The following is an 18,788-nucleotide window of genomic DNA, read 5'->3' on the forward strand; positions in this document are numbered from 1 at the left end:
CCGGGCGGGAACGGAGATCGGGGACGGGGATCGGAGAGTACGGACGGAGCGGATCCGCCATGACCCGTGTCGTGCGCCACCCCTGCCCGGCTGGACACGGGTAGCGGCGGATTCGGTGCGGGGGCAGGCTGGGAAACCCACCGGCCGGCGTCCGTCGGCGGGAGGTGGGCCGGTCCGCACCCCGTGACACAATGGTCTAGACAAATCGATCACCGGTCAGGACATCGCAGATTCACGAAGGGCAGAACCATGGTTGAGCGCCGTGTCAACGTCGGATGGGCCGAAGGCCTGCACGCCCGCCCCGCTTCCATCTTCGTCCGCGCCACCACGGCCTCCGGAGTCCCGGTGACCATCGCCAAGGCCGACGGCAGTCCGGTCAACGCCGCGTCCATGCTCGCGGTCCTCGGGCTGGGCGCACAGGGCGGCGAGGAGATCGTCCTCGCCTCCGAGGCGGACGGTGCGGACGCCGCACTGGACCGTCTGGCGAAGCTGGTCTCCGAAGGGCTCGACGAACTCCCGGAAACGGTCTGACTTCCCATAGCCGTCGGGCAGTGCGCCCGAATTCCGCGCACGACCGGGCCGCGCCGCTCCTCAGGGACGGAGCGGCTCCGTCATTTCACCGGGCAGCCGCGGGCGGAGGAATTCGGGCGGCGGGAGAAACTCCCCGGGAATTCGCTCTCCTCTTTGTATACGGCGGCTTTGTTAATGCCGGACACCCGAGGTGTTTACGGGATGTTGCGAAGTACTCACCCGGGTCTGCTTCACCGCACGCGCCGGACGCCGCAACCGGTGGGCGGCCAGCGAGCGTTCCGCGTGCTGCGCGGCCAGACCGCGGGCCCGCTCCGCGTCGCCCCGCGCCACCGCGTCCACGAGAGCGCCGTGCTCGGCCCAGGACTCGACCGGGCGGACCGGCTGGTCGACCGCGTACATCCACGCGATCTTGTGCCGGAGCTGGGTCAGCAGCGCGATGAGACCGGGACTGCCGGATGCCTGCGCGAGCGTCTCGTGGAACCAGCCGCCGAGGGAGCGCAGGTCCTCCCCCTCGCCCCGGCGTGCCCGCTCCTGTCCCAGTTTGACCAGCCCGCGCAGGACCTTGAGGTGCGCCTCGGTGCGCCGCTGCGCGGCCCGGGCCGCGCCCAGCGGCTCCAGCAGCAGCTTCACCTCCAGGAGGTCCGCGGCCTCCTGCTCCGTCGGCTCGGCGACGCATGCCCCGGCGTGTCTGCGGGTCACCACGAAGCCCTCGGACTCCAGGGTTCGCAACGCCTCACGCACCGGCACCCGGGACACGCCGTAGCGCCGGGCCAGGAGCTCCTCGGTGAGGCGGCTGCCGCGTTCGTAGACACCCGAGACGATGTCGTCACGGATTGCCGTGCATACCGAGTGCGCGGGAATACGCATGTCCGAACCTCCGCATTGATCCCCGCGAATCGCGGCCGATCGAAGCCTGCACCGTGACTCTATTGCAATCTGCGTGAATTTCCGATGGCGTACCGGAATTCACACATATCTTTTGCCGAAGGAGTCGGTGGCCGGTGGGGTTTCGGGCGGTATGCCGAAGCCCCGGCACGGGGCCGGGGCTTCGGCAGGTTCGGCCCGCCGCGTCGGGTGGCGCGGCCGACGACACCGCTGGGCGGTGTCCGGCCGGGGCCGTCCCGTCGTTCCTGGCGGGACGCTCGTCACACGGTGAGGCCGCGCGCCCGCAGGTACGCCACCGGGTCCATGTCGGAGCCGTACTCCGGCCCGGTCCGGGCCTCGAAGTGCAGATGGGGGCCGGTGGCGTTGCCGGTGGCGCCGGCGAGGCCGATCCGTTCCCCGGAGGAGACGCGCTGCCCGGCGAAGACGCCGAGGGAGGAGAGGTGGCCGTACTGGGTGTACGTACCGTCCGCCATCCGCAGCACGATGTTGTTGCCGTACGAACCGCCCCAGCCGGCCTCGACGACCGTACCGGCCCCGACGGCGAGGACGGGGGTGCCGACGGCGGCGTGGAAGTCGATGCCCGAGTGGCTGCCGGAGGACCAGAGGGAACCGCTCGACTGGTAGCCGGTGCTGACGTACGAGCCCGCGACGGGCAGGTGGAAGGAGTTCAGGCGGGTGCGCTCGGCGGCCCGGGCGGCTCGCGCCTTCTCCTCGTGGGCCGCCCTGACCCGTGCGGCGGCTTCGGCCCTCGCCCGCGCACGGGCTTCCACGGCGTCGGCGTGACGCTGCTGGGCGGCCGCCTGGTCGGCGATCCGGGCGGCGACGGAGTCACCGAGCGACACGGCCCGGACGAGTCCGGTCGTCTCGGCCGAGGAGGTCGCGGTGTCCGCGGAGGAAGCGGCGGTGTCGGCTGCGAGGGCGGGAGCGGCCGTCGAACCGACGACGCCGGCGGCGGCGAGCGCCGCGACGCCGGCGAACCGGGCGGTGGTACGCGTCAGACGGCCCGGGGCGCGATGCGTCCCGGTGGCACGGGTGAACGCCATGGAGGAGCGGATCCTTTCCTTCCTTCTCGCCTACCGGGTTAGCTGACGGGTTCGGAGCAGGAAGGTCTCCTACGGGCGCTCGCACCTCTCACGAGACGCGGTGCACCCGATTCACCCCAGGGACATCACGGGTCCCCGGCTCCCCAGGCTCGCGCCGGACGGGGACTCGGCGATGACTGTCCGGCACCACGATTGCGGTGCACGGTCGACGGACAGCCGGATCGACGCTAGGCCGAGGCGCTTTCGATCACCAAACGGACAAGGGGTTTTGTCATACATCCCACAGGGCAGACGTGGATCTTCCCATCAAAGCGGACATACGGCGCGGCCCCGGCGAGATCGCTCCCGCCGGGGCCGCGCCGTACGTCCGGGAGCTGCCCGGACCGCCGTTGACGACCGGTCAGCCGTTGACGACCGTCACGTCGCCGATGTTCAGCGCGCGGACCGGCTCGGCGATCTGCGCCGCGTCGCCCACCAGGACCGTCACCAGTCGGTCGACCGGGAACGCGCTGACCACGGCGGCGGTCGCCTCGACCGTGCCGGTCTCGGCGAGTCGCGCGTACAGGTGGGCCTGGAAGTCGTCGGGCAGCTGCTGCTCGACTTGGTCGGCCAGGGTCGCCGCGACGGAGGCCGCCGTCTCGAACTTGAGCGGGGCGACCCCCACGAGGTTTTGCACGGCCGTCTCGCGCTCGGCGTCGGTCAACCCGTCCGCCGCGAGGGTCCGCAGGACCTTCCAGAGGTCGTCGAGGGCGGGGCCGGTGGACTCGGTGTCCACCGAGCCGCTGATGGCCAGCATCGCCGCACCGGCCGGGCCGGAGTCCGGACCACCGGCGGTGGAGCGGAGCACCTGGGCGAAGGCGCGCACGCCGTAGGTGTAGCCCTTCTCCTCGCGCAGCACCTTGTCGAGCCGGGAGGTGAGCGTGCCGCCCAGGCAGTACGTGCCGAGGACCTGCGCCGGCCAGACGCTGTCGTGCCGGTCGGCGCCGATGCGGCCGATGAGCAGCTGCGTCTGCACGGCGCCCGGACGGTTCACGATGACCACGCGGCCGGTGTCGTCGGCGGTGATCGGGGCCACCGGGCGGGGGGTGCCCGCGTTGCCCGACCAGTCGCCGAGGGTGTCGGCGAGCAGGGCGTCCAGGTCGATGCCGGTGAGGTCGCCGACGATGACCGCGACCGCCGTGGCGGGGCGGACGTGGGCGTCGTAGAAGGCGCGCACGGCGGCGGTGTCGATCCGCCGCACGGTCTCCTCGGTGCCCAGGCGCGGGCGTGACATGCGGGCCGTGGCCGGGAACAGCTCCTTGGAGAGCTGCTTGGCGGCGCGGCGCGCGGGGTTGGCCTGCTCGTGCGGGATCTCGTCGAGGCGGTTGCCCACCAGGCGTTCGATCTCGCTGTCGGCGAAGGCGGGGGCCCGCAGCGCTTCGGCCACCAGCCCGAGCGCCTTGGCCAGCCGGGAGGCCGGGACCTCCAGGGAGACCCGCACACCGGGATGGTCGGCGTGCGCGTCGAGCGTGGCACCGCACCGCTCCAGCTCGGCGGCGAACTCCTCCGCGCTGTGCTTGTCGGTCCCCTCGGAGAGGGCCCGCGCCATGATGGTGGCGACACCGTCGAGCCCTTCGGGCTCGGCGTCGAGCGGCGCTTCGAGGTGGATCTCGACGGCGACGACCTGCTGGCCGGGGCGGTGGCTGCGGAGCACGGTCAGCCCGTTGGGCAGGGTGCCGCGTTCGGGGGCCGGGAAGGCCCAGGGGCGGGCGGTACCCGGGGTCGGCTGCGGGTGGAAGTCCATGGCTACTCCAGTCACGGCGGCGTCGCTCACTTGCCGGCCTCCTCGTGGGCGTCGGCGTCCACGCCGTCCTCGCTACCGGCGTCTGCGTCGGCTTCAGCCGGTTCGACGGGCTCGTAGACGAGCACGGCCCGGTTGTCGGGGCGCAGCGTGGCGGCGGCGATCTCCCGGACCTCGTCGGCGGTGACCTCCAGGACCCGCTGGACGGCCGTCAGCGCGAGCTGCGGGTCGCCGAACAGCACGGCGAAGCGGCAGAGTTCGTCCGCGCGGCCGGCGACCGTGCCGAGGCGGTCCAGCCACTCGCGCTCCAACTGGGCCTGCGCGCGTTCCATTTCCTCCGGCGTGGGGCCCTCGGCGGCGAACCGCGCGAGCTCCTCGTCGACCGCGGTCTCGATGCGCTCGACCTCCACGCCGCCGGACGTCTTGACGTCCAGCCAGCCCAGCGAGGGCGCGCCGGCCAGCCGCAGCAGCCCGAACCCGGCGGCCACCGCCGTGCGGTCACGGCGTACCAGGCGGTTGTGGAGCCTGGACGATTCGCCGCCGCCCAGGACGGTCAGGGCCAGGTCGGCGGCGTCCGCCTCGCGGGTGCCGTCGTGCGGCAGGCGGTAGGCCGCCATCAGCGCGCGGGCCGGGACCTCCTCGCGCACCTCCTCGCGCAGCTGCCCGCCGATGGTCCCGGGGAGGGTGCCGTCGCGGGGGGGCTGCTTGCCGTCGTGGGACGGGATGGAGCCGAAGTACTTCTCGATCCAGGCGAGCGTCTGCTCGGGGTCGATGTCGCCGACGACGGAGAGCACCGCGTTGTTGGGCGCGTAGTACGTACGGAAGAACGCCCGGGCGTCCTCCAGCGTCGCCGCGTCCAGGTCCGCCATGGAGCCGATCGGGGTGTGGTGGTACGGATGGCCCTCCGGGTAGGCGAGGGCGGTGAGGCGTTCGAACGCGGTGCCGTACGGGACGTTGTCGTACCGCTGGCGGCGCTCGTTCTTGACGACGTCCCGCTGGTTCTCCATGGACTCCTCGTCGAGCGCGTCGAGGAGGGAGCCCATGCGGTCGGCTTCCAGCCAGAGGGCGAGCTCCAGCTGGTGGGTCGGCATCGTCTCGAAGTAGTTGGTGCGCTCGAAGCTCGTGGTGCCGTTGAGCGAACCGCCCGCGCCCTGGACGAGCTCGAAGTGGCCGTTCCCCTTGACCTGCCCCGAGCCCTGGAACATCAGGTGCTCGAAGAGGTGCGCGAGACCCGTGCGCCCCGCCACTTCGTGGCGGGAGCCGACGTCGTACCAGAGGCAGACAGCGGCGACCGGGGTCAGGTGGTCCTCGGAGAGCACCACGCGCAGGCCATTGGCCAGACGGTGCTCGGTCGCTGTCAGGCCGCCGGAGCCGGCCTGTGCGGTGGCCGTGTGACCCATGGGCATGTACGTCCCTTCGATCGCGGTACTGGACTTTCTGCCAGACCTGCCACTGTAAGCAAGCGCGCGGGGACCTGGCGAAGTTCCCGTTCCTTCGGTGTTGTGGGGTTGTTGTCGACGACTGATGTTGACGCGTGGTGCCGGCGCGTGCGCACCGGGGGTGGGCCGGGGCGTCGATCGCCCTGCGAAGGCCCCGGGGGCGGGCGCTCCGGCGGCCCCGGGCAGGGCGCTGGGACGGGTCGAGGTCGGCGCTGTCGGCGGGGCGGTCCACAATGGTCCGCGTCAGAACCTCAGGTTGCCCGACAGAATCTGTGAAGGAGTCGCAGCCGCGATGGCCCGCCGCAGCACGAAAACCCCGCCGCCGGACGACTTCGAGGAGAAGATCCTCGACATCGACGTCGTCGACGAAATGCAGGGCTCCTTCCTCGAGTACGCGTACTCGGTGATCTACTCCCGGGCCCTGCCCGACGCGCGCGACGGCATGAAGCCCGTCCACCGCCGCATCGTGTCCCAGATGAACGAGATGGGACTGCGCCCCGACCGCGGCTACGTCAAGTGCGCCCGTGTGGTCGGCGAAGTGATGGGCAAGCTGCACCCGCACGGGGACGCGTCGATCTACGACGCCCTGGTGCGCATGGCGCAGCCGTTCTCGATGCGGCTTCCGCTCGTCGACGGACACGGCAACTTCGGTTCCCTCGGCAACGACGACCCGCCGGCCGCCATGCGGTACACCGAGTGCCGGATGGCCGACGCCACGTCCCTCATGACGGAGTCGATCGACGAGGACACCGTCGACTTCCAGTCGAACTACGACGGCCAGGAGCAGGAGCCGGTGGTTCTCCCGGCCGCCTACCCGAACCTGCTGGTCAACGGCGCGTCGGGGATCGCGGTCGGTATGGCGACCAACATGCCGCCGCACAACCTCGGTGAGGTCGTCGCCGCCGCGCGTCACCTCATCCGTTACCCGAACGCCGATCTCGAAGCGCTGATGCGGTTCGTCCCCGGTCCCGACCTGCCGACCGGCGGCCGCATCGTGGGCCTGAGCGGCATCAAGGACGCCTACGCCGCCGGGCGCGGCACGTTCAAGATCCGGGCGACGGTCTCCGTGGAGAACGTCACCGCGCGCCGCAAGGGGCTCGTCGTCACCGAACTGCCCTTCACGGTCGGTCCGGAGAAGGTCATCTCCAAGATCAAGGACCTGGTCTCGTCGAAGAAGCTCCAGGGCATCGCCGACGTCAAGGACCTCACCGACCGCTCGCACGGGCTGCGGCTGGTCATCGAGGTGAAGAACGGCTTCGTGCCCGAGGCCGTGCTGGAGCAGCTCTACAAGCTGACGCCGATGGAGGAGTCCTTCGGCATCAACAACGTCGCGCTCGTCGACGGACAGCCGCTGACGCTGGGGCTCAAGGAACTCCTGGAGGTCTACCTCGACCACCGCTTCGAGGTCGTGCGCCGGCGCAGCGAGTTCCGCCGCACGAAGCGGCGCGACCGGCTGCACCTCGTGGAAGGACTGCTCGTCGCCCTCGTCGACATCGACGAGGTCATCCGGATCATCCGGGACAGCGACAACTCCTCGGCCGCGAAGGAGCGGCTCATGGAGCGCTTCTCGCTGAGTGAGATCCAGACGCAGTACATCCTGGACACGCCGTTGCGCCGGCTGACCCGGTTCGACCGGATCGAGCTGGAGAGCGAGCGCGACCGGCTGAACTCCGAGATCGGGGCGCTGACCGTGATCCTGGAGTCCGACGCGGAGCTGCGCAAGCTCGTCTCGTCCGAACTCGCCTCGGTGGCGAAGAAGTTCGGCACCGACCGGCGCACGGTGCTGCTGGAGTCGGCGGGTTCGCAGGTCTCGGCCGTACCGCTGCAGGTAGCGGACGACCCGTGCCGGGTGCTTCTCTCCTCGACCGGTCTGCTCGCACGGACGGCCAACGCCGACCCGGTCGCGGAGGACGAGGACGCCAAGCGCGTCAAGCACGACGTGATCGTGTCGGCCGTGGCGGCGACCGCCCGCGGGGAGGTGGGGGCGGTGACGTCCACCGGGCGGCTGCTGCGCCTGGCGGTGATCGACCTGCCCCGGCTTCCCGACACCCACGCGGCGCCCAACCTCTCCGGCGGGGCCCCGGTGCCGGAGTTCCTCACCCTGGACGAAGGTGAGGAACTGATCTGCCTGACCACCTTGGAGGAGGCGTCGCCGGGACTGGCGATCGGCACCCTCCAGGGTGTGGTGAAGCGTGTCGTGCCGGACTATCCCGCCAACAAGGACGAGCTGGAGGTCATCTCCCTCAGGGAGGGCGACCGGATCGTCGGCGCGACGGAGCTGCGTTCGGGCGAGGAGGACCTGGTCTTCATCGCGTCCGACGGGCAGCTGCTGCGGTACCCGGCGGCGCAGGTGCGTCCGCAGGGGCGCGCCGCCGGTGGCATGGCCGGCATCAAACTCGCGGACGGCGCCGAGGTGCTGTCCTTCACCGCCGTCGACCCGGCCGCGGACGCGGCGGTGTTCACGGTGGCGGGTTCGCACGGCACGCTGGACGACTCGGTGCTCACCTCGAAGCTGACGCCGTTCGACCAGTACCCGCGCAAGGGCCGCGCCACCGGAGGCGTGCGCTGCCAGCGGTTCCTCAAGGGTGAGGACGTCCTCGTCTTCGCCTGGGCGGGTCCCTTGCCGGCGCGGGCCGCGCAGCAGAACGGCACCCCCGCGCGGCTGCCGGAACCCGACCCGCGCCGCGACGGCTCGGGCACCCCGCTGATCGACCCGGTCGCCTCGGTCGCGGGACCGGTGTGACGACGGCGGAAGCGTGACCGGGAAGGGGGGTGGGTCCGCCGCGGCGGACCCACCCCCCTTCCCGTCCCCGTCGGTCCTCGCGCCCCGGCCGTGGTGCGCCGGGCGCTGCGCGGCACGCCGGTTCAGGGCGCCGGGACCGGCTGCGGCGGAGGCGTCCCGACGTAGCGGGCCGCCGGGCGGATGATCTTCGAGTCCGCCGCCTGTTCCAGGACGTTGGCGCTCCATCCGACCACCCGGGCCGTGCAGAAGGTGGGGGTGAACATGGCCCGCGGCAGTCCGCAGAGCTCCATCACGACCCCGGCGTAGAACTCCACGTTGGTGTGCAGCTCACGGCCCGGCTTGAGCTCGGCGAGGATCACCTCCACCTGCCGTTCCACCTCGACGGCGAAGTCGGCGAGCGGGCCGCCGAACTCCTCCGCGATCCCCCGCAGCATGCGCGAGCGCGGGTCCTCGGTGCGGTACACGGGGTGGCCGAAGCCCATGATCCGTCCGCCGGAGAGGACCTGCTCCCGGATCCAGCCGTCGATCCGGTCCGGGGTGCCGATCGCGTCCAGGGTGTCGAGGGCGCGGCTGGGCGCGCCGCCGTGCAGCGGTCCTGAGAGCGCGCCGACCGCCGCGACCAGACAGGCTGCCATGTCGGCCCCGGTGGAGGCGACGACCCGCGCGGTGAAGGTGGAGGCGTTGAAGCCGTGGTCGACGGTGGAGATGAGGTAGCGCTCGACGGCCCGTGCGCGGACCGGATCGGGTACCTCGCCGGTGAGCATGTAGAGGTAGTTCGCCGCGTGCGGCAGATCGTCGCGCGGCTCGACGGGTTCGAGCCCTTCGCCGAGCCGGTGCAGCGCGGTCAGCAGGGTCGGCACCGCCGCGCAGACGGCGAGCGCGTCGTCGCGCCGGCGGTCGGGCCCGATGTCGTACAGCGGGCGGTGACCGGCCGAGGCTCCGAGCAGTGAGAGCGCGGTACGCAACCCTGCCAGCGGGCCGGAGATCGCTCCGGCGCGGGCGAGGGCGGGCAGCGCCGCGCGCACCTCGTCGGGCAGGTGGCGCAGCTCGGCGACCCGGGCGGCGAAGGCGGCACGGGCCGGGGCGTCGGGCAGCTCGCCGTGGAACATCAGGTGCCAGACGTCCTCGAAGCTCCGGGTCCCGGCCAGCTCCACCGCCGAGTACTGGCGGTAGTGGTAGAAGCCCTCGGCGCCCCGGACATCGCCCAGGACGGTGTCGGTGACGACGACGCCCGCGAGGCCGCGGGGCACTCCGGAGGGCGCGGGGGTGTGGGTGGTGGTGGGCATCGCTGACTCCCTCTTCGGTCCATCCCTAGTATTGATTCGACTATTCATGCTTGACTCCAAATGCGTCAACATTGATTGAATCAACACATGGCGGAGTGGATACGGTGAGCGCATGACGGATCAGGGAGCGCATGACGCCGGCACGGCGGGCGCCGAACGGCTCAGCACGCGCGAGGCGGCCGCCCTGCTGGGCGTGAAGCCGGAGACGGTGTACGCCTATGTCAGCCGGGGCCAGCTCAGCAGCGTCCGCGCGCCCGGCGGCCGGGGCAGTACGTTCGACGCCGACGAGGTCCGCGCGCTGGCCCGCCGTTCCGGCCGACGCGAGGCCGTACCGCCGACGGGCGGCGCCGACCTGGTCTTCCGCACCGGCATCACCCTCATCGACCACGACCGGTACTACTACCGGGGCGTCGACGTCGGCGAACTCGCGCACAGCCACTGCTACGAGGAAGTGGCGGAGTGGCTGTGGACGGGCGAACTCCGCCCGGGAGTCCGGTTCACCGCTCCGGAACAGGCCCTGGCGGCGGCCCGGCGGGCCGTCGCCGCCCTCCCCGCGCACAGTGGGACGACGGACCGGCTCCGGGTCTCCGTCATCGCCGCGTCGGCCGCCGACCCGCTCCGGTTCGACCTCTCCCCCGTCTCGGTCATCGGCGCGGCGCGGGGCCTCGTCCCGACCCTGGTGGGCGCACTGCGCCCGGCGGCCGGCCCACCCGGCGGCACGGTACCGGGAGGGACGGTCCCGCAAGGCACCGGCATCGCGGGGCCGGCCCACGGCGGTACGGACGAAGGTGCCGCGGGGTACGGCGGTACGGGCCCCGGCATCGTGGCGTGCGGTGCGGGCCCCGGCATCGCGGCGTGCTTGTGGCCCGCGCTCACCGCGCGCGCCGCCGACGCCGCGTCACTCGCGGTGCTGGACACGGCGCTGACGCTGCTCATCGACCACGACCTCGCCGCGTCCACCCTCGCCGTCCGGGTGGCCGCCTCCGCACACGCGCATCCGTACGCCGTCGTCTCGGCGGGACTCGGGGTCCTGGAAGGGCCCCTGCACGGTGCGGCCAGCGGGCTCGCCCACCGGATGCTGCGCGAAGTCCTGGAGCGGGGCGGCGCCGCACCGGTGGTCGCCGACCACCTCCGGGCCGGCCGGCGCGTTCCCGGGCTCGGCCACCGCCTCTACGGCGGGGAAGACCCGCGGGCCCGGGTCCTGTTCGGTCTGCTGGAGGAGGTGCCCGAGGCAGCCGCGCCGCTCGCGGCCGCACGCGACGTGGTGTCCACCGCCGCCCGGCACACCCCCCTGCACGCCAATGTCGATCTGGCGCTGGCGGTCCTCTCGGTCTCCGCGGGGATGCCCGCGGAGGCGGGCGAGACCGTCTTCGCGGTGGCCCGTACGGCGGGCTGGATCGCGCACGCCCTGGAGGAGTACGCGGAGCGCCCCCTGCGTCTGCGGCCTCGCGGCCAGTACACCGGACCCCGCCCGCCCCAGGCGCTGCCACGGCCGGCTGGGCCGGGCCGCGCCTGACCCCGCCCGGCATTCCCACCGGGCGCGCACGGCCCGGCACGGCCCGGCAGGGCCGGCGTGCCCTTCGACCGGCGGGGTCGATCGGGGCCCGGGGCCAATCCGGGGAGTGCCGCGTCGCTCCCTGGGAAAGCGCCCTGGAACACCCCGGGGGCGCAAGATAGTGACAGATCAGTGCGAATTCTCGCGCGACGGCGGGGCGGTCGAGCCGCGCACCACCAGTTCGGGCTCGAAGAGCAGTTCGTCGGAGGGCACGGCCTTGCCCCCGATCTGCACGGACAGCAGCTCGACGGCAGCCCGGCCCATGGCCTCGATGGGCTGGCGGACCGTCGTCAGGGGCGGTTCGGTGCAGTTCATGAAGGCGGAGTCGTCGTAGCCGACCACGGAGACGTCACGGGGCACGGAGAGCCCTCGGCGGCGGACCGCCCGGACCGCGCCGAGCGCGAGCGGGTCGCTGCCGCAGATGATGCCGGTGACGCCCTGGTCGAGCAGCCGGGACGCTGCCGCCTGACCGCCCTCCAGCGAGAACATGGCCCGCGCGACCCGCTCGTCGGGGATCGACGTCCCGTACTCACGGGCCAGTTGGCGTGCGGCGTCGAGCTTGCGCTGGGAGGGGACGTGGTCGGCGGGGCCGAGCACCAGACCGATCCGCTCGTGACCGAGTGAGGCGAGGTGCCGCCATGCCTGCTCGACCGCGACGGAGTCGTCGCAGGAGACGCCCGGGAAACCGAGTTCGGCGATGGCCGCGTTGATGAGCACGACGGGGATGCGCCGGTCCGCGAGCAGCTTGTAGTGGTCGTGCGCGGCGTCCGCCTGGTGGTACAGCCCGCCGGCGAAGACCACGCCGGACACCTGCTGCTGGAGCAGCAGGTCCACGTAGTCCGCCTCGGAGACACCGCCCTTGGTCTGCGTGCAGAGCACGGGCGTGAGCCCCTGCTGGGCGAGGGCGCCGCCGACCACCTCCGCGAAGGCGGGGAAGATGGGGTTCTGGAGCTCGGGCAGGACGAGCCCGACCAGCCTGGCCCGCTCGCCCCGCAGCTGGGTCGGGCGCTCGTAACCGAGCACGTCCAACGCGGAGAGCACCGCCTGCCGGGTGGCGTCCGAGACGCCTGGCTTACCGTTCAGCACCCGGCTGACCGTGGCCTCGCTGACCCCGACCTTCTGCGCCACCTGAGCAAGTCTTCGCGTCATGACCGCAAGATTAGCGCAAGTCACGCAAACCAATTGCGTGCTCGTGGCAACTTCTGCCCGTCCGCGGTGTACCGGCTCCCCTGCGCCCCGTCCGTCCGGTCGCGGTCCCCGCACCGAGCTTCGCCGGGCAGCCGTGGGCTCCCCGCCGGGTACCGGCTCCTCAGACCGCGCCCGCTCCGGTCAGCGACCTGACTTCCATCTCCGCGTGCTTGTCCTCGTCGGCCGGGGCGGCGGAGGTGACGGTGCCGATCCACCCCGCGAGGAAGCCGAGCGGAATGGAGACGAGACCGGGATTCTCCAGGGGAAAGAGCTGGAAGTCGACCCCCGGGAAGAGCGAGGCGGGTCCGCCGGAGACGACCGGCGAGAGCAGAACGAGTACGAGCGCGGGGACGAGTCCTCCGTACACCGCCCAGACGGCACCGCGGGTGGTGAAGCTCTTCCAGAAGAGCGAGTACAGCAGCGCCGGGAGGTTGGCCGAGGCGGCCACCGCGAAGGCCAGCCCGACGAGGAAGGCGACGTTGAGGTCCTGGGCGAGCAGCCCGAGACCGATGGCGACCACCCCGATCCCGGCAGCCGCCACCCGGGCCACGGCGACCTCGCCGAACGGCTCGCCGCCCGGGCGGCGGAGCGAGGCGTAGAGGTCGTGGGCGACCGAGGCCGAGGAGGCGAGGGTGATCCCCGCGACCACGGCCAGGATCGTGGCGAAGGCGATGGCGGCGACCACGGCGAAGAGGATCGTCCCGCCGGTGGACCCCTCCCCGCCGCCCAGCTCCAGCGCCAGCAGGGGCACCGCCGTGTTTCCGGCCCCGCCGGAGGCCCGGACCTCCGCGGGACCGACGACCGCGGCGGCGCCGAGGCCGAGCACGATGGTCATCAGGTAGAAGCACCCGATCAGCCCGATCGCCCAGATCACGGACCGGCGGGCCGCGCGGGCCGTCGGGACCGTGTAGAAGCGCGACAGGATGTGCGGCAGCCCGGCCGTCCCGAGCACCAGTGCCACTCCCAGGCTGATGAAGTCGAACCGCGCCGTCCAACTGCCTCCGTACGTGAGGCCCGGCGCCAGGAAGTCCGCACCGTGGCCGCTGCGCTCGGCGGCCGTGGTGAGCAGCGCGTCGACGTCTCCGTGGAAGTGGACCAGCACGGTCACGGTGAGGGCGATCGCGCCCGCCATGAGCAGCACCGCCTTGACGATCTGGATCCAGGTGGTCGCCCGCATGCCGCCCAGGGAGACGTAGACCACCATGAGCGCGCCGACCCCGACCACGGTCCAGGAGCGGGCGGCACCGCTGGTACCCCCGAGGAGCAGGGCGACCAGGCTGCCGGCACCGACCATCTGCGCGACGAGGTACAGCACGGAGACGGTCACCGAGGACGCACCGACCGCGGTGCGCACCGGTCGCTCGGCCATGCGTGCGGCGACCACGTCGGCGAGGGTGAACCGCCCGCAGTTGCGCACCAGTTCGGCCACGAGCAGCAGCACGACCAGCCAGGCGACGAAGAAGCCGACCGAGTACAGCATCCCGTCGTAGCCGAAGAGGGCGATCAGCCCGGAGATACCGAGGAACGAGGCGGCGGACAGGTAGTCGCCCGCGAGGGCGAAACCGTTCTCCATGGGCGAGAACAGGCGACCGCCGGCGTAGAACTCCTCCGCGGAGCCCTGGCGGGTACGGCCCGCCCAGGTGGTGATGCCGAGGGTGACGGCGATGAACGCGCTGAACAGCACCAGCGCCAGGGTCTGCTGGCTCCCGCTCACCGCTCGGCCTCCCGGGTCAGCTCCTGCGTCTCCCAGCGCAGGTCCAGCGCGGCCCGGTCCCGGCGGAGCCGCGCGTGGCGCGCGTACGCCCAGGTCAGCAGGAAGGTGGTGAGGAACTGACCGAGCCCGGCGATCATGGCGACGTTCACCGCCCCGGCCACCGGACGGGCCATCAGCCCGTGCGCACCGGTGGCGGCGACCACGTAGGCGAGGTACCAGAGGAGGAACGCGAAGGTCGTCGGCAGGACGAACCGGCGGTACCTTCGCCGCACTTCACGGAAGGCTTCGCTGCGCTGGACCTCCCGGTAGATGTCGGCAGCGCCGGGGCCGCTCCGCGGAACCCCGGCCACCGGACCCGCGTCGGGCCGCGTGCCGTCCTGCTCGCCCCGTCCCGGGGCAGGCGCGTCGTACCACGGGCCGTCGAGCCGTGTCGCCGCAGCCGCCCGCCCTGCTTCCTTCTCCACCGAACAACTCCCTTGTCCGCGAACCTTTTCGGCCGCTCGGCCAAGAGTGTCCGGACAGGGGGGACCTCGGACGCAGCATGCACCGCTTTCACCTGTTCAGGTGATATCCGCGCCGGGCGCCCGTGCGCGAGCCCGTATGTGTGCGTCCCGCACCGCCGGTACCCGCCGCACCGGCCCGCCGCGGAGCGGCACGGCAACGGCCCCGCGCCACACGACAGCGCGCCGCTGCGCCCCGGTGCGAACCGGCGGGCACAGCGGCGCGGGCGAGGTGGCTCAGGCGTCGATGCGCGAACGGTCCAGGGTCGCCGCCGAGTTGGTGATGAACTCCTTGCGGGGCGCGACCTCGTTGCCCATCAGCAGGTCGAAGACGCTCTCCGCGGAATCCAGGTCGCCGATGTTGATCCGTCGCAGTGTCCGGAAGCGGGGGTCCATCGTGGTCTCGGCCAACTGGTCGGCGTCCATCTCACCGAGACCCTTGTACCGCTGGATGGAGTCCTTGAACCGGACGTTCTTACGCCGCAGGTCCACCAGCGTCTGGCGCAGTTCGCCGTCCGAGTACGTGTAGATGTACTTGTCCTGGCCCTTCTTCGGCTGGACCAGCTCGATGCGGTGGAGCGGGGGCACCGCCGCGAAGACCCGGCCGGCTTCCACCATGGGCCGCATGTACCGCTGGAAGAGCGTCAGCAGCAGGATCCGGATGTGCGCGCCGTCGACGTCGGCGTCCACCAGCAGGACGATCTTGCCGTAGCGGGCGGCGTCGATGTCGAAGGTCCGCCCGGACCCCGCCCCTATGACCTGGATGATCGCCCCGCACTCGGCGTTCTTCAGCATGTCCGAGACGGATGCCTTCTGGACGTTGAGGATCTTGCCCCGGATGGGCAGCAGCGCCTGGAACTCGCTGTTGCGCGCGAGCTTGGCCGTGCCCAGGGCGGAGTCCCCCTCGACGATGAAGAGCTCGCTGCGGTCCACGTCGTCGCTGCGGCAGTCGGCCAGCTTCGCGGGGAGGGAGGAGGACTCCAGAGCCGTCTTGCGGCGCTGGGCGTCCTTGTGCTGCCGCGCGGCGATACGGGTGCGGGCGGCGGCCACGGCCTTGTCGAGCACGGCCCTGGCCTGGGCCTTGGCGTCGCGCTTGGTCGACGTGAGGAAGGCCTTGAGCTCCTTGGCCACCACGGCGGAGACGATCCGGTTGGCGGCCGAGGTGCCGAGCACCTCCTTGGTCTGGCCCTCGAACTGGGGCTCGGCGAGCCGGACGGTGACGACTGCCGTGAGGCCCTCCAGGGCATCGTCCTTGACGACGTCGTCCTCGGCGACCCGGAGCAGCTTGGCGGCGCGCAGCGACTCGTTGACCGTGCGGGTCAGCGAGCGCTCGAATCCGGCCACGTGGGTGCCGCCCTTGGGGGTGGCGATGATGTTCACGAAGGACTTGACCACGGTGTCGTAGCCGGTGCCCCAGCGCAGTGCGATGTCGACGGCCAGCTCGCGGGTGACCTCGGTGGGGGTCATGTGTCCGCGCTCGTCGAGGACCGGGACGGTCTCCTTGAAGGTGCCCTGCCCGGTCAGCCGCTGCACGTCGCAGACGGCCTTGTCCTGGGCGAGGAACTCGCAGAACTCACTGATGCCGCCGTCGAAGCGGAACGTCTCCTCCGACGGGCCCACGCCGTCCAGGCCGCGCTCGTCGCGCACGACGATGGTGAGCCCGTTCACGAGGAAGGCCGTCTGGCGGGCGCGCTGGTACAGCGTCTCCAGGTCGAGCTTGGCGTCCTTGAGGAAGATCTGCCGGTCGGCCCAGTACCTGATCCTGGTCCCGGTGCGCGCCTTGGGCACCCGCTTGGTCTTGCGGAGCCCGTTGGCCGGGTCGAACGGACTCTCCGGCCCCTGCGCGACGAAGGCGCCCGGCACCCCGCGCCGGAAGCTGATGGAGTGGGTGGAGCTGTTGCGGTCCACCTCCACGTCGAGCCGCGCGGAGAGCGCGTTGACGACGGAGGCGCCCACACCGTGCAGACCGCCGGACGCGGCGTAGGAGCCGCCGCCGAACTTGCCGCCCGCGTGGAGCTTGGTCATGACGACCTCGACGCCGGAGAGCCCGGTCTTGGGCTCGACGTCCACGGGGATGCCGCGGCCGTTGTCGCGGACCTCGACCGAGGAGTCGTCGTGGAGGATCACCTCGATGTGGTCGCAGTGGCCGCCGAGGGCCTCGTCGACCGAGTTGTCGATGATCTCCCAGAGGCAGTGCATGAGGCCGCGGCTGTCGGTCGACCCGATGTACATGCCGGGGCGCTTGCGGACGGCCTCCAGCCCTTCGAGGACGAGAAGGTGCCGCGCGGTGTAGTTGGAGCTGTCCTTGTCGACGACGCCGCCGGCTCCGGTCAGCAGCGCAGTGGACGGCACGGACGTATCGGCGGTCACGCGGTTCGCTCCTCGCTGAATTTCATGGGGGCCCGTGGGGGTACCGGGCGCGGCCGTGGTGGCCGCTGAAAGCGTACCGAGGCCTGGTAGAGCGGTTGTCACGCCACCCTCGGGGAATCATCATGCTAGTCGAGCCCCTTCCGGGGTCGCATGGATGTTCGATCATTCCTCGGACTGACGTGTACATCACGTTCCATTCGAGGCATGAACCATTTAGGCTCCGGGCACGTCCTCATGAACAACCGGCAAGCCAGCCGGGGACCGACCGACACCAGCAACGCGAAACCGTAGCGCCCCATGCCACGGCACATTCGCCGCCAACCGTCGGCAGCCCAGCCGTCCGAAAAGAAGTTTCGAAGAAATGCCACGAGCGGGAACGTTTTCGGCCTGGTTGGATGTTGACCCTGGTACGACAGCTCGTCGAGCTAGAGAAGAGGCGACGTGACTACTGTTCTGACCCCCGCGAGTCCGCTGACCGCAGCAGACCGCTGTGACCGTTGCGGCGCCCAGGCCTATCTGCGCGTCGTCCTCGTCAGCGGCGGTGAACTGCTCTTCTGCGCCCACCACGGGCGCAAGTTCGAGCCCGAGCTCAAGAAGATCGCCGCGGATATACAGGATGAGACGGATCGGCTCACCGCCGTACAGGCCGGTGCCGCCGACGAGGCACAACACTGACACCTCGCGTCCACGACGAGCCATGGGCCGGTCCCCGACCGTCCGACGGGCGGCTTCCCCGGTGTGGGGGAAGCCGCCCGTTCTCGTATGCGCTGCGCAGGCCCTTGGTGCGGGCGTCGTTCGTCCGGCGTGCGTGTTCCGTGACCGCTCGTTCGCGCCCCCGGGGGCGGCGGTGCGGTCAGGTGGTGCTCAGATCCTGCCGTCCGCCCACGTGACCGCGGCGGAGACCCGTGTGTAGACCCCCGGGCTGTCGGCGCGGGCGCAGCCGTTGCCCCAGGAGACCAGTCCGATGAGGCGCCCGTCGACCACCAGCGGCCCCCCGCTGTCTCCCTGGCACGCGTCGTAGCCCCCCTGGGGGTCGCCCGCGCAGACCATCGAGGAGGCGTCGTACGTCCCGCGCGTACCACCCGGGTAGGCGAGGGCGCAGGCCTCGTCCGACAGGACCTGTACCTCGGCCGCGCGCAGTGTCGACGCGTACGTGCCGTATCCCGACGTGTCCCCCCACCCGTAGACCAGCGCCTTCGAGCCCGCGAGGTAGGCCGCGTCACCGTCCCGGGCGACCGGGAGAGGACTTTCCTCCGGCAGGGCCGTGGCCAGTGTCAGCACGGCGACGTCCCCCACGTTGGTACCGGGGTCGTACGAGGGGTTGATCCAGGCGTCCTTCACCGGCAGCTCCTGCCCTCCGGCGCCGCGCAGGTCGTCCCGGCCCGCGACGACCCGCAGATCCGGTACGTCGGCCACGTCGCCTCCGAGGACGTCGGGGCCGAGGCAGTGGGCTGCCGTGATCACCTTGGCCGGAGCGATCACCACCGCCCCGCAGAACTGCCCGCCGCGCGACTCCCCGAACAGGGCGCGGCTGGACAGCGCCACCACCCACGGGCTGTCGGCCACGCTGGCGGGCTCCCCTCCGATGATGATGCCGCCGGTCGCCGCCGACGCCTGGGATCCGGCCGCGAGCGCGGCGGCGGTCGACAGCGCGACCGCTCCGGTCAGGGCACGAGCGAACCTGTGGGACATGGACACTCCTGACTCCGAGGTGGATATCACCTACTCAGAGTCATTCAGTCCGAACCGGCCCG

Annotated in this window: 14 protein-coding genes and 1 riboswitch; of the genes, 4 read left to right on the top strand and 10 right to left on the bottom strand. The window is 71.7% G+C overall.

Going from position 1 to position 18,788, the window contains the following annotated elements; all coding sequences use genetic code 11:
* The first annotated feature begins 249 nt into the window (after nt 1-249).
* Entirely contained in the window at nt 250-531 is a 282-nt protein-coding gene (locus PZB77_RS06965) for an HPr family phosphocarrier protein (protein ID WP_275491698.1), read from the top strand.
* A gap of 171 nt (nt 532-702) precedes the next feature.
* Here the strand turns inward: PZB77_RS06965 and PZB77_RS06970 are convergent, their stop codons facing one another.
* The 4 genes from PZB77_RS06970 to PZB77_RS06985 all read right to left on the bottom strand — a co-directional run bounded on the left by PZB77_RS06970 (nt 703) and on the right by PZB77_RS06985 (nt 5,645).
* Nucleotides 703-1,398 carry a GntR family transcriptional regulator gene (locus tag PZB77_RS06970; protein WP_275491699.1) on the bottom strand — a complete coding sequence of 232 codons (696 nt, stop codon included), beginning with the start codon at nt 1,396-1,398 and terminating at the stop codon, nt 703-705.
* Between the two features lie 278 nt (nt 1,399-1,676).
* Nucleotides 1,677-2,459, bottom strand: coding sequence for a M23 family metallopeptidase (locus PZB77_RS06975; protein ID WP_275491700.1), 783 nt, complete (start codon nt 2,457-2,459; stop codon nt 1,677-1,679).
* A gap of 12 nt (nt 2,460-2,471) precedes the next feature.
* Nucleotides 2,472-2,641: riboswitch (cyclic di-AMP (ydaO/yuaA leader) on the bottom strand.
* 218 nt (nt 2,642-2,859) lie between these two features.
* Nucleotides 2,860-4,242, bottom strand: a complete 1,383-nt coding sequence (locus PZB77_RS06980) for a pitrilysin family protein (RefSeq protein ID WP_275495941.1) — start codon at nt 4,240-4,242, stop codon at nt 2,860-2,862.
* A gap of 26 nt (nt 4,243-4,268) precedes the next feature.
* Entirely contained in the window at nt 4,269-5,645 is a 1,377-nt protein-coding gene (locus tag PZB77_RS06985) for a pitrilysin family protein (RefSeq protein ID WP_275491701.1), read from the bottom strand.
* Between the two features lie 325 nt (nt 5,646-5,970).
* On the opposite strand from PZB77_RS06985, the gene PZB77_RS06990 reads away from it, so the two are divergent.
* On the top strand, nt 5,971-8,421 hold the full coding sequence (locus PZB77_RS06990) for a DNA topoisomerase IV subunit A (protein WP_275491702.1): 2,451 nt from the start codon (nt 5,971-5,973) through the stop codon (nt 8,419-8,421).
* A gap of 122 nt (nt 8,422-8,543) precedes the next feature.
* Here PZB77_RS06990 and PZB77_RS06995 read toward each other — a convergent pair whose 3' ends face one another.
* Nucleotides 8,544-9,707, bottom strand: coding sequence for a citrate synthase/methylcitrate synthase (locus PZB77_RS06995; RefSeq protein ID WP_275491703.1), 1,164 nt, complete (start codon nt 9,705-9,707; stop codon nt 8,544-8,546).
* 112 nt (nt 9,708-9,819) lie between these two features.
* Between PZB77_RS06995 and PZB77_RS07000 the strand changes: the two genes are divergently transcribed.
* Nucleotides 9,820-11,223 (top strand): citrate synthase, encoded by a 1,404-nt coding sequence (locus tag PZB77_RS07000; RefSeq protein ID WP_275491704.1) that lies wholly within the window; start codon nt 9,820-9,822, stop codon nt 11,221-11,223.
* 168 nt (nt 11,224-11,391) lie between these two features.
* On the opposite strand, the gene PZB77_RS07005 is transcribed toward PZB77_RS07000, so the two are convergent.
* The 4 genes from PZB77_RS07005 to PZB77_RS07020 form a co-directional block, all read right to left on the bottom strand.
* On the bottom strand, nt 11,392-12,411 hold the full coding sequence (locus PZB77_RS07005; RefSeq protein WP_275491705.1) for a LacI family DNA-binding transcriptional regulator: 1,020 nt from the start codon (nt 12,409-12,411) through the stop codon (nt 11,392-11,394).
* Nucleotides 12,412-12,571: 160 nt separating this feature from the next.
* Nucleotides 12,572-14,164, bottom strand: coding sequence for a cation acetate symporter (locus PZB77_RS07010; protein WP_275491706.1), 1,593 nt, complete (start codon nt 14,162-14,164; stop codon nt 12,572-12,574).
* The gene (locus PZB77_RS07015) at nt 14,161-14,628 is read right to left on the bottom strand and encodes a DUF485 domain-containing protein (RefSeq protein WP_275491707.1); all 468 of its coding nucleotides are present in this window, start codon (nt 14,626-14,628) and stop codon (nt 14,161-14,163) included. The genes PZB77_RS07010 and PZB77_RS07015 overlap by 4 nt, the downstream gene beginning before the upstream one ends.
* Nucleotides 14,629-14,901: 273 nt before the next feature.
* Nucleotides 14,902-17,034, bottom strand: coding sequence for a DNA topoisomerase IV subunit B (locus tag PZB77_RS07020; protein WP_275491708.1), 2,133 nt, complete (start codon nt 17,032-17,034; stop codon nt 14,902-14,904).
* A gap of 441 nt (nt 17,035-17,475) precedes the next feature.
* Between PZB77_RS07020 and PZB77_RS07025 the strand changes: the two genes are divergently transcribed.
* Nucleotides 17,476-17,709: a hypothetical protein gene (locus PZB77_RS07025; RefSeq protein ID WP_275491709.1), complete on the top strand. Its 234-nt coding sequence runs from the start codon at nt 17,476-17,478 to the stop codon at nt 17,707-17,709.
* Between the two features lie 189 nt (nt 17,710-17,898).
* Here PZB77_RS07025 and PZB77_RS07030 read toward each other — a convergent pair whose 3' ends face one another.
* A complete protein-coding gene (locus PZB77_RS07030) occupies nt 17,899-18,726 on the bottom strand; it encodes a serine protease (protein ID WP_275491710.1) in 828 nt (275 codons plus the stop codon).
* Between the last annotated feature and the right edge of the window lie 62 nt (nt 18,727-18,788).

The sequence above is a fragment of the Streptomyces sp. AM 2-1-1 genome (assembly GCF_029167645.1).
In the GTDB taxonomy this organism is placed as follows: domain Bacteria; phylum Actinomycetota; class Actinomycetes; order Streptomycetales; family Streptomycetaceae; genus Streptomyces.

Coding starts and splice junctions, on each gene's coding strand:
- PZB77_RS07000 (WP_275491704.1), top strand. CDS start 9,820: ATGACGGATCAGGGAGCGCATGACGCCGGCACGGCGGGCGCCGAACGG.
- PZB77_RS06995 (WP_275491703.1), bottom strand. CDS start 9,707: ATGCCCACCACCACCCACACCCCCGCGCCCTCCGGAGTGCCCCGCGGC.
- PZB77_RS06975 (WP_275491700.1), bottom strand. CDS start 2,459: ATGGCGTTCACCCGTGCCACCGGGACGCATCGCGCCCCGGGCCGTCTG.
- PZB77_RS06990 (WP_275491702.1), top strand. CDS start 5,971: ATGGCCCGCCGCAGCACGAAAACCCCGCCGCCGGACGACTTCGAGGAG.
- PZB77_RS06965 (WP_275491698.1), top strand. CDS start 250: ATGGTTGAGCGCCGTGTCAACGTCGGATGGGCCGAAGGCCTGCACGCC.
- PZB77_RS06970 (WP_275491699.1), bottom strand. CDS start 1,398: ATGCGTATTCCCGCGCACTCGGTATGCACGGCAATCCGTGACGACATC.
- PZB77_RS06980 (WP_275495941.1), bottom strand. CDS start 4,242: ATGGACTTCCACCCGCAGCCGACCCCGGGTACCGCCCGCCCCTGGGCC.
- PZB77_RS07030 (WP_275491710.1), bottom strand. CDS start 18,726: ATGTCCCACAGGTTCGCTCGTGCCCTGACCGGAGCGGTCGCGCTGTCG.
- PZB77_RS06985 (WP_275491701.1), bottom strand. CDS start 5,645: ATGCCCATGGGTCACACGGCCACCGCACAGGCCGGCTCCGGCGGCCTG.
- PZB77_RS07005 (WP_275491705.1), bottom strand. CDS start 12,411: ATGACGCGAAGACTTGCTCAGGTGGCGCAGAAGGTCGGGGTCAGCGAG.